Source organism: Blautia wexlerae (genome assembly GCF_013300825.1).
GTDB lineage: Bacteria > Bacillota > Clostridia > Lachnospirales > Lachnospiraceae > Blautia_A > Blautia_A wexlerae_B.
In genome coordinates this window covers 15,674-29,652 of the sequence record NZ_JAAIMY010000034.1, presented here as the reverse complement: position 1 = coordinate 29,652, position 13,979 = coordinate 15,674, and the positions used below count along the sequence as shown (strand labels likewise).

Below are 13,979 nucleotides of genomic sequence, written 5' to 3'. Positions count from 1 at the left end.
GCAGCTGACCAGCTTACAAACGGCAACCAGTCCGAAGGTATTCAGGCTCTGATGAATGGGGACCCGGTTCAGATCTCCATGCACTCTAACCTGATCTACTCTGCATTTGACCCACGTTTCAATGTTGTTTCTCTTCCGTTTGTCTATGATTCCTATGAGGATGCAGATGCGAAATTCGATGGCGAAGCAGGTGCAAAGCTGAAAGAAATCCTCAGTGAGTACGGACTCCACTGCATGGGTATTGCAGAGAACGGTTTCCGCGAAATCACAAACAGCAAACATGAGATTAAATCTGTAGACGATATGAAGAACCTGAAGGTTCGTGTAGCAGGCTCCAACCTTCTGATGGAATGCTACAAGAGATGGGGCGCTGATGCCACAAACATGAACTGGTCAGAAACTTACACAGCACTTCAGCAGAACACAGTAGAAGGTCAGGAGAATCCGCTTCCTGCTATCGACGCTGCAAGTGTTCAGGAGGTTCAGCCTTACTGCTCTATGTGGGATGCAATTTATGACTGCCTGTTCTTCTGTATCAACGAAGACATCTACAACAGTCTCACACCACAACAGCAGGAAGTTGTTGACGAAGCAGGACAGAAAGCAGTTGAATATGAGCGTTACATCAACCGTTCCGGAGATGACGAGATCAAAGAACGCTGGGCAAGCCAGAACGGTGTAACAATCACAGAGAAAGAAGACATGGACATCGACTCCTTCAAAAAAGCAGTTGACGGTATCGATGACTGGTTTGTAAACGAACTGAAGAGCCAGGGCTATGACGATGCCCAGGATCTGGTTGATCTTTTCACAAAGGATTCCTTCAACACAGTGGAAGATTACAGTGATCTGGACTGGCCGGAAACAACCTGGAACTTCGCTTGCTCCACTACTGAGACAAGTACCTGGGCTGACGGCGGACGTAAGTTCGGTGAACTGATGGAAAAAGCTACAGGCGGAAAGGTTAAAGTCAATATTTATGCAGCTGACCAGCTTACAAACGGCAACCAGTCCGAAGGTATTCAGGCTCTGATGAATGGGGACCCGGTTCAGATCTCCATGCACTCCAACCTGATCTACTCTGCATTTGATCCACGTTTCAACGTTGTTTCTCTTCCATTCGTCTATGATTCTTACGACGATGCAGATGCGAAATTCGACGGCGAAGCAGGTGAAAAACTGAAAGAAATCCTTGGCGAGTACGGACTCCACTGCATGGGTATCGCAGAAAACGGTTTCCGCGAAATCACAAACAGCAAACATGAAATCAAATCTGTAGATGATATGAAGAACCTGAAGGTCCGTGTAGCAGGTTCCAACCTTCTGATGGAATGCTACAAGAGATGGGGTGCTGATGCCACCAACATGAACTGGTCTGAAACCTACACAGCACTTCAGCAGAACACTGTTGAAGGTGAGGAAAACCCACTTCCGGCTATCGACGCAGCAAGCGTTCAGGAAGTTCAGCCTTACTGCTCCATGTGGGATGCAATTTATGACTGTCTGTTCTTCTGCATCAACCAGGATATCTACGACGGTCTCACACCTGAACAGCAGACAGTTGTTGATGAATGCGGTCAGAAGGCAGTTGAATACGAACGTTACATCAACCGTTCCAGCGACAATGAAATCAAAGAACGCTGGGAATCCAAAAACGGCGTAACCTTCACAGAGAAAGCTGATATGGATATCGATTCCTTTAAGGAAGCTGTAGACGGCGTAGACGAATGGTTCGTAAACGAGCTGAAGAGCCAGGGCTACGAAGACGGCCAGGATCTGGTTGATCTGTTTACCAAATAATTCAAACGGTTACAAAACTCCATAAAAATAAACGAACAGGGTATGAAATTTCATCAGATTACGATGAGCTTCATACCCTGTTTTGTTTTTAATAGTATTGTTAGTAATCTTTACGGCATTGACTTACATAGATCAACATAAAAAGAAATAAGCATCCCACCGCCCAAAGTTGGATGCTTAATTTCTTTACTCATTAATTATACCGAGGGCAACCGGAACATGCTTCCGGTCATCTTCTAAGTAGATTATACAATGGGGCACCTGAATTTTCAAGTGCCCTTTTTGTAAAGTAAAATGGACATTCGCAATCCGCTTCGCTACTTGCTCATGAACGCAGTCACTCCGCGACCTGCGTTCAAATCTCAGATCTTCAGGTAAGACTTGATTTTCTCCTCCTGCAGCTCTTCCCCAATCACAATCAGAACCTCCTGCCCCACATGAAGCGGACGGATTGTGATTTCATTCCTGGTAGCATTTAATTCAATCCACTGCTCTCCATCACTCTCTGTCCGGACAGATAGTCCAGAGCTGTCTTTACTATCACTGTCTACTCTCATAAATCCCTTCATCCGGAACACACGCCCGCATTCAGGATCAGACAGAATCTTCTCAGCTGCTTCCCTCAGCTCCTTCTCAGTCATCTTCACATTCATAAAGTACAGAGAAGTAAACGCATCCTCTGCCTCAAACTCCGGTTTCCTGTAGCTTGCCATCACATATCCACAGGATGCGATCCAATCAAAGTCCTCTTTCGACATCTCATCCCAATTCTTGTGGATAACATTAGCAGTATCCACACCATTTATTTCACAATGAAATCTCCTGCTGCAGTGAACCTTCTCCAGTGCCTGATTCACATGCTCAATCGTGCCCTGGATTTCCTCAAACGATGCATCCTGGCTCTTGCTCATCACAATACATCCCGCATCTGCCACCTCCGAAGCCAGAATAAAATCCGCCTCCTCCGACAGATCACGCTCCAGCTTCGAATCCACGATCCCGATCACATTCCCAATCTGATACCAGCGGTTCAACGGCTCCTCATGAAGAATATCAAAGAACTCATCCACATCAAAAATCCCCGACGGCTCCACGATCACCCGGTCATAACCGCACATCCCCATAGCGATCAGCTTAGTCTTAAATCTCCTCCTGTGACAGTCCTTATCACACCCGCCCGAAATCATCTCCAGCTCACAGTTCTCTCCCATCAGATCCTGAAGAAGCATCATATCCACATTCACAGCCCCGTAATCATTCTCCAGAATCCCAATATTATTACCGGCATCCATCAGATACTGCGCATACTTCCTGATAAACGTGGTCTTTCCTGAACCAAGGAAACCGGTGATCAAATCTACCTTTACCATTTACTGTCTCTCCTTTGCTGTATTATTTTCCTGTTCTTATCTGTTAAGTGAAACTTCATCATTTATCATCCATGAACCACTGCGGTTATTCCCTTCTCTTACAAGAATCCCCCTCTGCTGAAATGGTGCCATTAGTGCCATAATTGCTGTCACCATTGGCACCATTGCCCTGATCCGGAGAATAATTGTCGTCCAACAACACAATAGTCGTGTTCACACACCCATTATATACATTCTGCAAATCCAAACGCAACTACTTTATCACATATAGCATATGCAAAACTCCTTCCGGGCACTGATATGCTTCAGCAGAATGCACAGAAAAAGGCACTGCCCGCGAGACAGGATACCCTTTCCGCAGACAATGCCCTTCTTATTTTATTCCACTGTTCTATTTCTTCTTTTTGCGTACAACCACAAATCCAACCACCGCTGCAGCCACAGCCAGAACCACGATCCACATCACGATCGGTGTGTTATCCCCTGTCTTAACCTTATGCGGAATTGATGGACCACCAGGAACATCCGGTGTCACTCCCGGTGTCACTCCCGGTGTAGTCGTAACCACTGTGTTGGTGATCGTTATAGACTTCTCAACCTCAGTACCTGTGAAGCTTACATTACCCTCACCACTTACCGCAAAACCAAAGGTACTCTTATTAACCGGATTACCCTCTGCGTCAGACTCAAAGACTCTGTAGGTATGAACCACATCCTTATCCGAAATATCTGCCACCTGGAAAAGAACCGTAACCGTATCATTCTGCTTCAGCTCAGTCGTGATCACCGTGGTCTCCTCACCGGTCGCAGGATCCACCTCATTCACAGTTGCATAGAAAGTCTGATCCGAAGTAGTCACAACACCATCCTTCAGAACCTTCTTCTCAATATTCAACTGTCTCTCCATGTAGAAGCCATCCGGAATCTTAACATAAATATTATCTACCACAGCCTCCTGCGTATCGAAATGATCCGCAGACGGGTCAAAGGTAATGCTTGTAGAATCCTCTCCGTTTACCTGGATCATACAGTTCACTTCCACGCCTGTATCATCCACGAAGCTGTCATCCAATGGCCTTGGATTACCCTGTGCATCAGTCTCACGCAGATAATAAGTACCTGTGGGCAGATCCGAATAATCCACGCTTCCACTGTTCTGCCCCTGAATATGTATCGACTTCACATCCCCGTAAGGAATCGTCGCAGACTCATCAAGGAAAAGCCTTACATAATAAGTGGCATCTGCAGCACAGATATCCACGAAATCCATGGTATCATTATCAATAGCCTGAAGCTTCTTGGTAACCGTCAGACTTCCATTCTTGGACTTATCTGTCTTCTCTGCCTTAGGAAAAGCCTGCACATCATACTCAAACTTCTTCCCGTCCTCTGTATAAGGCACGGAAACCAGCATAGGAGAAACCCTGCACTCATCAATCGCACCGGTCTGCACCAGCAGATAAACACCCTTTGGCAGAGAACCAAAGAACAGCTTTCCCTCCCCGTCAGTCACTCCTGTGAGAGGCACGATCCCCACACCGCCAACCTTATTGGCAAGAACCTTCGAAGCATTCTCCGCATCCGCCGCAGTCTTCAGATTATTCAGATCCACACCTGCACCTGCAAGAGAAGATGCCAGATGGAAATACACCACCGGCTCTGTGTCCATATCTGCCACCTGATACAAGGCAAGGGGCACACCGGTCAGAGGAACCTGCTCTCCATCCTCCGTAACCGCCAGAGTCAGTGACAGGCTTCCGGTAGTCCTTCCGCTGTCCTCCGCTGCAAAAGCTCCCTGCACCATGCTCAGGAGCAGCATCACCGACATACATACCGCAGCCAGAACCCTGAGCCATTTTCTTTTCAAAAACTTTTCCTTCATATCCTACCAAGCCTCCATTATCTCTGTTGGTTTCTCCGCTTCCTGCGGCGTTTAATGACAATTACAATAATGATGATAAGCAGTATCAGAACTCCCGTCCCACCGGCGATCATCAGCCTGATATCTGTCTTCTTCGTCTGTACTTTCTTCTGCTCTTCTTCCACCTTCTTCTCCACATACTTCGTGCGGTGTCCCCGCACCAGAAGACGGTGGGTATTGATCCCATATGGAGTACAGGTAACCAGCGTACACAGATCCTTCCCTTCCTCAATCTCCAGATCCGACATCTCCTCAGGAAGGACTACCTTAATCTGATCTACCTCATAGGCAAGCTTCCTGCCAAGAATATTCAGGATAAAAATATCTCCTTCTTCCATCTGGTCCAGATCCGTAAACAGTCTCGCACTCGGCAGCCCCCTGTGCCCGGAAAGCACACAGTGGGTACTCTTACCACCCACAGGAAGAGAACTCCCCTCCAGATGCCCAATAGCGATCTGCAGAGCCCCCTCATCTGTCCCATGATAAATAGGAAGGGAACAGTCAATCTTCGGAACTTCTATATAACCCATGATCCCGGTTCCGGAAACATCCAGAAGGCTTTCATATTTCTTCTTATCCTTCTTCGAAAGTTTCCAGTGATCGGATTTCTTCAAAAGACTTTTATTATACTTTCTGGCTGCTTTCAGCATCTCCTTGTTCTGGGAATCATCCAGTTTCTCCACCTGCTTCGTATAGGTTGCAATAGCGCGGGACTGATGCGCCCTGTTCCACAGGTTACTTACCGTAGGATACAGGAGGAAACCAAGTCCTGCCAGAAAAATAAGTGCGATAATGATCGTTGATATATGTTTTTTCTTCATTCTTTTATCTCTTCCTGCGACCACTTACAAAGATGCCAGCCAACAAAATAAGCAGGACAGGAACGGCAATACATGCAGCCACAATTCTGTTGTCCACCTGCATGGCATCTGCTGTTACACGAACAGCTTCCGCTTCTTCACGGTTGGCTACACGATGACCGCGCACCAGAAGACGGTGGGTATTGATTCCATAAGGAGTACAGGTGACCAGTGTACAGAGATCTTTGCCCTCTTCGATCTTCAGGTCATCCACTTCGTCCGGAAGAACGATGCGGATCTGATCTACTTCATAGGTCAGCGTCTGATCCAGGGTACGGATCATGAATATGTCCCCCTCTTCCAGCTTGTCCAGATTGGAAAAGAGCTTGGCACTGGGAAGTCCTCTGTGTCCGGAAAGAACACAGTGAGTATTGACACCGCCTACTGGAAGGGAGCTCCCTTCGATGTGACCAATGGCAATCTGAAGGACACCTTCATCTGTGCCGTGATAGATGGAAAGAGAACACTTAATCTTCGGAATTTCGATATAGCTCATGATCCCGGTTCCGGAAACATTCAGCAGGTTATTGTATTCCTTCTTCTCTTTCTTCTTCAGCCCCAGACCATGTCCGGTCTCGAAAAGTTTCTCATTATACTCCTGGGCTGCATTCCACATTTCCTCATAGTCCTGTTCATCCATCTCAGCCACCGAATCCGCGTATGTCGCGATTGCCTGTGACTGATGCAGGGAATTCCAGTAATCACTGATTGTTGGATATAACAGCACGGAGAGACCCACGAAAAATACAAGCACTAATACAATTGTAGATAAATTCTTTTTTTTCATGTGCATCTCCCTGTTGTCACTTTTTATCCCCAAAGGGACAGGAATGACTTCCTGCTCCTTTGAAGGGTTGGTATTACTTTATCATTTTATCTTTATGTACGTTTTGCGCGATTAGCGGTTAGCACTCATACGTTTCTTAGTAACAAGAAGAACGCCTGCGCCAAGCATAAGGATTACACCAACTACGTAGAAGATTGTGGTACCGATGCCACCGGTAGATGGAAGAGTAGAACCGGATTTGTTAACTACATCAGAAGTTAAAGAACCTTCTTTCTTATCTGCTACGAGTGTAATTTCTCCTTCAACTTTGTTACCACTCAAGCTAGTAAGAACATCATCTCGCTTCTGTGTAGTCCATACAATGTCATGTGCAGCAGTTACTTTAAATGTGATCGGAGCAATTGTATTATATCCACTAGGTGTTGTTGTCTCTGTTAATACGTAATCGCCATCATCTAATCCACTAAATGTAAATTTTGTTCCCGCTGTATTCTTAACAACAGCAATATCTTTTGTTGAGCCATCTTTCAACTTTTTACTCAGAGTAAACTCTGCACCTGACAATGGCGCATTATTGTTATCGCCATCAACCTTGTTAATAACTACTTTATAAGTAAATACTATAACGTTATCCCAAGGTGTGCTTCCTTTTCCACCCTGACTGTCATTTGGATTGTTCGAATATTCAAGTTTTGCCTTATTGACATTTCCTTCTTCTCCAAGTACAGCATTACTATTTAAAGTAGACTTATAGTCCACCGTAATTACCGAACCTGCATGAACACTACCAATAGTTTTCAAATCCGCAAATACGACTTCAAAAGTACACTTATCTGTATTACTTGTTTTTAATTTATAAAGATTTGACGCAATTTTAGCACCATCTACGCTCACTTCAACTGTACTTTCGTCAAATGTCAATCCTTTCTCTTCTACATCATGGAATGCAAAATAATATTCATCATACTCACTATAATCTGAAGCTACCGTACCTTTTAACTGGAATGGAATTTTATCGCCAATATCATAATCTGCTGAATCCTGCCAATCACTATATTCAATATCCGTTGTATCATTAATATCTTTTATTTTTTTCTCAAATTCTGGTTTTGCAGCTTTGTTATTAATTGTTTGATTTTTAGTTACCTGAAGAATATAACGTGAGATGGCTTCTCCATCAGCCACATCACTGTTCAAAATCACATAATAACCTGGTGCCAAATTGGTAATTTGAGCCGCACCACCTGAAGCGGTAACTTCTGTGCAATTATCATTAACCCTAGATGCAGCTAAGGAAGCAAAACTTTTTACTGCATCTGAATCATTATCTTCGCCTTCTAATTTTTTCGCAATCTCAGCAGCATCATCTGTTCCACCATATTCAAATGGAGTAACACCATCTCCCCATCTGACGTTAGAAAGTACATTGGTGGTTAAATCACCCTCAAATACCTGATAAGCTTTATATTTTCCCATTGCATTGTTAATTGTAATTGAATATGTGGCTGCTGTTGAAACATCAGACGCATAAGTAGTAACACCCATAGCAGATGCCATGGCTAAACTTAAACTAAGAGCTAAAACCTTTTTCGTTAATTTCATAACTCATTCCTCACTTTCTTTTATAAATATTTTCTTTTTTATTATTGTATTGAATACGCTTCGGCGTTTGAAATTTGCCTGAGAAGGAGGCTTATTTTTCCCTCCTTTCTCTGCGTTTACACCTCATCACGTATCCGCACATCAGTGATCCTGCCATTAAGGCCATTCCCACTGCTGTAAACCTGTTAGTACCGATTCCACCGGTTTCAGGAAGTTCATAGTCCTGACTGGTGGTTCTGGTATTCGTAACAATAACCTCTCCGGACTGAACATCATTATTTGTATAACTTACAGTATAGCCCGGAATATTGCTGACTTCCACTACTTTATAGTAATAAGGATTACCATTTGCATCCTCCTGAGCAAGGTTTTTCCATACATATTTCCAGTTATTGGAAGCATCCAGTATAACCTGATCAGGATTGTAGCTTTCATCAATTGACGAGCTATGTCCACATGGAGTATAGGTTACCTCAATAGGATTGCTTTCTGAGCCACCTTCTCCATAATTTCCCCACCATGCTGTATAGGTGATATTAATACTTACATCACTGCTAATCTCAGGAGTTACTATTACAGGTAATTTTTTCCAGGAGTCTATTTTATCACTTTCCCATTTTACTGTACATCCCGGTAAATCAAAGTTAAAGTGGCTTTCATCAGTTGACATATTCCATTTAATACGCATTGATGTTCCAGATTTTATCCAGACAGTCTCTGTTTTCTTCAATCCAGAAGCATCATAACAATTAACTGTTACTTTATTACCCGTCGGCGTCTGTGTTTCTCTCTGCAGCTTAACAGTTACACTCTCTGCACCCGGCTTAATAGCCACGCCTTCACTATTTAGCCATTTCTTCTCAACACCAACACTTGTGTAGTCATTTGTGATATAAATGGTATCTCCGTTTTGGGAAATTGTCCTGATATTATCTTTGTTGTTGCCTAATTCACCATTCTGTATCTCACCTGAAATTGAATTCCAGATATCATCTTTTGTTTTATTCTCCAGAGATACAATATAATATGGTTTATCAGATACCTCATATCCATCCTGTGTTTCTGTTTCTACAAGCTTATAGAGTACATCATGTTTTACAAGACTGTCTTCTTTGTCGCCGAGACTGATATCAATTCGGCCGTTTTTGTTAGTAGTTAAATCTGTTACTTTTCTCCAGTTCGGATTCTCATATTTGTAAAGCTCAAACTTAACTCCTGAAAGCAGTTTTGAGAAATCTCTGCTGTCTACTTTGAAAACAATAATGTGTTTGTTGGCATTCGCATAGGATGTTGATTCTTTTAAGGTAAAGGAATCTTCCTTGCTGGTATGGCTTCCCAATTTTGCTTCATTGCTTATTGGAATATCACCGGCAGTAGTTCCTCTGTCATACTGATAGGAATATTTCAGAACACAGGCCAATTCATCTGGAAGAGTAACTTTAAACTCACGTTTTCCGCTGGAGGAATCGTTATATTCGATCACATACCTTGAAGCATCGATTTCTGCGCCACATTTATCTTCCTTGGTGGCATCATATACATACAGTTTAACTGTACTGAGATCCAGATTGATAGCATTCAGTTTTCTTGCGTCATCTTTAAGTACGTCTTTTAATACCAGGGTATCACTTTCGTCATCCAGATCCTCAGCATTCGGATTTATAACAATACTGTAATCTACAATATCCTTCCGTATTTCTGCACCAGTTTGACTGTCCTTTTCAGTCCTCTGAGAACCCGTTTTTTCAATCACTTCATGATTCTTTTTGATATCTGTATCAGTACTTGCTTCACGATCACCCCATACTACCTTGTTAGTAAATGTGGCAGTTCCGGTTCCATCCAGCTTCGTATCATCTGTAATTTTAACAGCATAATAGATGGCAATTTTATTATCATTTTCTAAGTAGTAGCTGTTTTCCTTCAGAGTGATTGTAAGTACATTGCCATTTCCTACAGAAAATTCAGGGTCAGTAATATCTGTGTTAGTTCTCCAGACTGCATTACATGCTGCATTGGAATACAATGCATATCCACTGCCTTTTACAAACTCTGTTCCCTCCGGAAGTGTATCGGTCAGAATGATCGGGGTTTTCGGTCCGGTTCCACGATCTTCCGGATCAATCAGAATCCTGTAATAAATATATTTGCCCTCTCCCAGCTTCGCTTCTTTCTGTTCGCCGGAATATGCTCCGTTCCATTGGTAAGCAGTGTTCCACCACTTTTCATCAGGACGTGTGAGAGAACCCTCTACACCACTCTGTTTAATCAGTCTTACCGGATTTTTATAACTTACGTTTCCAGTTACTTCTTTATCTCCCAGTTTTCCGCTGTTATAGAACGTTTCTGTCTCACCCACTGGTATGTTTTCGATATTTCCTATTGTCTGATATTCAAACTCAATTAATTTACCGGCATACTTTTTATCTGAATTCGGATCAGCATTAAAGGTAATAATAAAACTCTTAACCTTGTCACTGTCATCTTTAACTACAGTTCCGGCAGCATTTTTATATATTATTGTATAAGAAAGCCAGCTTGAACAGTCTTTAAGTCTATCTGTCTGATCCCTCATCTGTCCATTATCATTTACCAGATATTTAATGTTAATACTCTTTTCAATTGCCTGCTGCAGTTCACTTTTGATGCCATAATGTTCAGAATCTAAGCTACCGTTTTTAATAGTATCTTCATAGGTAAATTTGCCTAAAGAATTAATAGCATTTCCAGGCAATGTTATACTGCTCTTCCAGGAAAATCTTCTGGTTTTTCCACCTTCTACAGCTTCCTGTCCAGTAGAAACCTTTGATATATCCCAGTCACGTTTTGTAACATTAACTGTTGCATCTGATGAATATCCTTTACCATCTTTGGTCAGCTCAGCTTTATTGTTTACGTTTCCCGCCTTATCCGGAGCATCTGTTTCATATACGATTTCAAATGTATGTTTACCATCTGAACCTTTCCCGAATGTATATGGCAAAGCAATCTCTTCTCCATTTAAAGTTGCTTTATAACCATCAGGTAATTTTTTGCCATCCAGAATATCACTCAATGTATAACCGTCTAAGCTGTCACCTTCACCATAGACTGTAATGGTCCATTTGATTTTTCCTGTATCTTCTGAATAACTTCCGTCTTTCTTGATCACCGGCTCAGAAACTCTGACCTGTACCCATTTACTCTTATCATTGGCAGATGCAGTATTCTCAACTATATTTGTGCCATCCGCCTGTCCCTCTCCTACTGCTGCTGAATAAGTAAGTTCATACCATTCACCAGCCTTTAATTCCGGAAGATCTCTAATCTCAAAAGAGGATTCAGCAGGTGCCTTGGTTTCGTTATAAACAACATTGCCACTTACTGTTTTGCCATCTTTGTCCTTTATTACAACATTCTTTTTATTATATGTCGCATTCTTCAGGTAATCTTTCACGGTAACAGTTTTCTTTGTACCATTTACGGTGGAAACTTTTACTTTATACTCTATTGTTTTTTTGTCTTCGCTTAATGTTCCCTCTTTTGTGATATTGATATCACCGGTTTCAGGGGTTTCTTCTTCTTTCTTTATAATAATCGTACCGCCCTTACCACCAAAAATAATATCTTTATCAACTTTCGTGTTATCTGAACTGACAGTTCCTGAAAATCCTACATCACCATCAATTCTTGAACCATTATCAACAAAATCTTCATTAAATGTAATCTCAATCAGGCCAGTACTGCTGATGGTGTATGTACCAACTGCGCTTCCTTTACTATAAACAACACCGTTTAAATCTCCCTGCGGAAGCACACCGTCCGGAAGCTGATAGCTGATGACTCTGTTATCAGCATTCAGAATACCTGCCGGTATATCATATTTTATATCTGTTTTTATCTGATCACCATCATTAAATTCTGTTGCTTCTTTCCACTCACCATTTACAATTTTCTTAACAACTGCCTTTGTAATATACTGTCCGAAATCAACACCTGAATTCGCAGCCATAACACTTACATCTTGCTCTATAGAAAGCAGCATAAAATTTGCTTCTTCTATACTTTCTTCATTTTCTGTATCTTTATCATCCTCTATGCTATTTTCTTCTTCTGGTTTTTCTACATTACACCAACTTATTTCAGTAAAGTCGATTATTTCTTCATTCTTTTTTTCTTTATCTTCTGGTGTTTTTGTCGGAGTCGGAGTTGTCTCCGGTGTCTCGGTCACTTCCGGTGTAGGAGTTACTTCTATATTATTAGCAGTATCATCCTTCTTACCATCGTCTTCCTTAACATCCTCATCCTGAGTTTTATTCTCATCCGCCTTATCATCTGCTACATCGTCTGCTTTGTTCTCCGGCTCCTGGGTCGGTTCTTCTGTCACTTCCGGTGTTGCCTCAGGCGCCTGAGTCGGCTGGGCTTCCGGTGTTACTTCCGGTTCTTTGGTCGGCTCCGGTGTCGGGGTTGCCAGTGCGGGGTTTTCAGGGATGGAGACGTAGCCTTTGATGGTTTCGCTTCCTATATTATAGGTGTTGTTTCTGACTACTTTGTCAGCGTCGCCTACGATAGCGGTCAGGGTGCTGTCGCTTACGGAGGTTACGATTCCGGCGTGGTCGGCGCTGCCGTTGCTGTCTGTGTCCAGAAGGAGCAGGTCGCCGGTTTTCGGTGTGTAGCCATCAGGAATTGTATAGTTCCATGCGCTGCAGTCGTTGTTCTGAGGTACTGCGCTTGTTGGTACTCCTGCGTAGCTTAAGCAGAAGTCTGCGAACTGGGCGGACCAGTTGTCGCGGTATGGGTCGTTTGCCCATGCGCCGTAGCGGGTGTAGCCGTGGATGGTCTGTCCGTCCTCTGCCACTGCGTAGTTGGCTGTGCTCTCTGTGTATCCGCTCTGGGTTTTGGCAATGGCTGCAAGGTCTGCACCCCAGTTGCCTGTGAGTGTGACACTGCTTACAGTTCTCTGCCATACATTGCCGTCTTCTACATCTGCGTTCGGGTCGGAATAGCAGGCAAGGATGTGTTTATGTTCTTCTTTGCCGCAGACAAGTTCTTTCTTATAGCAGTCGTCTGTGTGCTTATGTCCATCGTTCTCTTCCTGTCCGCAGATGAGTTCTCTCTTGGTCTCGTAGCACTCTTCTGTGTGGTGATGGGCACCCTCTCCTTCTTCTTTGCCACAGGTGAGTTTTCTCTCAGTTGTGTAGCATCCGTCGATGTCATTATGTACGTGGTCGGGATCTGTATTTGTGCAGGTCAGGACCTTTTCTTCTGTGTAGCAGTCGTCTGTGTGCTTATGTCCGTCAGATTCGGGCGTTGTACAGACAAGAACCGGTTCTTCCCGGTAACATTCATCCGTATGATGATGTGCACCTTCTCCTTCTTCTTTGCCACAGATCAGCTTCTTCTCATAGCAGTCCTCTATATGTGTATGTTCTTCTTTTCCACAGTGAAGTGTTCCTTCTGCCGTAAGTGCCGGAAGAATCAGTGCATATACAGTACAGAAAACTACCATGCAGGCAAGGATGCTGACTATGCCTTTCCAGCGTTTATGTCTGTTATTCTTATGTTTCAGGTTTGCTGTCTGCTGAGACAGAGACTCTTTCATATTCCTCTTCCTCCCTCTTTATTATTCTGTACAGTTTTGTACTTATCAGAAAATACGG

Annotated in this window: 8 protein-coding genes; 1 reads left to right on the top strand and 7 read right to left on the bottom strand. The window is 43.2% G+C overall.

The features are described 5' to 3' along the window. The coding region (locus tag G4417_RS14100; RefSeq protein ID WP_173683945.1) for a DctP family TRAP transporter solute-binding subunit at nucleotides 1-1,800 on the top strand (1,800 nt) is incomplete at its 5' end. A gap of 362 nt (nucleotides 1,801-2,162) precedes the next feature. Here the strand turns inward: G4417_RS14100 and G4417_RS14095 are convergent. The 7 genes from G4417_RS14095 to G4417_RS14070 form a co-directional block, all read right to left on the bottom strand. Next, the gene (locus G4417_RS14095; RefSeq protein WP_173683944.1) at nucleotides 2,163-3,170 is read right to left on the bottom strand and encodes a GTP-binding protein; all 1,008 of its coding nucleotides are present in this window, start codon (nucleotides 3,168-3,170) and stop codon (nucleotides 2,163-2,165) included. Nucleotides 3,171-3,255: 85 nt separating this feature from the next. Next, complete coding sequence (locus G4417_RS17200) at nucleotides 3,256-3,387, bottom strand: hypothetical protein (protein WP_274603799.1); 132 nt, start codon at nucleotides 3,385-3,387, stop codon at nucleotides 3,256-3,258. Between the two features lie 174 nt (nucleotides 3,388-3,561). Beyond that, on the bottom strand, nucleotides 3,562-5,052 hold the full coding sequence (locus G4417_RS14090) for a pilin N-terminal domain-containing protein (RefSeq protein ID WP_173683943.1): 1,491 nt from the start codon (nucleotides 5,050-5,052) through the stop codon (nucleotides 3,562-3,564). A 17-nt stretch (nucleotides 5,053-5,069) separates the two neighbouring features. Then, on the bottom strand, nucleotides 5,070-5,912 hold the full coding sequence (locus G4417_RS14085; RefSeq protein WP_173683942.1) for a class C sortase: 843 nt from the start codon (nucleotides 5,910-5,912) through the stop codon (nucleotides 5,070-5,072). A 4-nt stretch (nucleotides 5,913-5,916) separates the two neighbouring features. After that, on the bottom strand, nucleotides 5,917-6,738 hold the full coding sequence (locus G4417_RS14080; RefSeq protein ID WP_202048540.1) for a class C sortase: 822 nt from the start codon (nucleotides 6,736-6,738) through the stop codon (nucleotides 5,917-5,919). A 111-nt stretch (nucleotides 6,739-6,849) separates the two neighbouring features. After that, a complete protein-coding gene (locus G4417_RS14075) occupies nucleotides 6,850-8,340 on the bottom strand; it encodes an isopeptide-forming domain-containing fimbrial protein (RefSeq protein ID WP_173683940.1) in 1,491 nt (496 codons plus the stop codon). Between the two features lie 91 nt (nucleotides 8,341-8,431). Further along, nucleotides 8,432-13,921, bottom strand: a complete 5,490-nt coding sequence (locus G4417_RS14070; RefSeq protein ID WP_173683939.1) for a Cna B-type domain-containing protein — start codon at nucleotides 13,919-13,921, stop codon at nucleotides 8,432-8,434. Nucleotides 13,922-13,979: the final 58 nt, after the last annotated feature.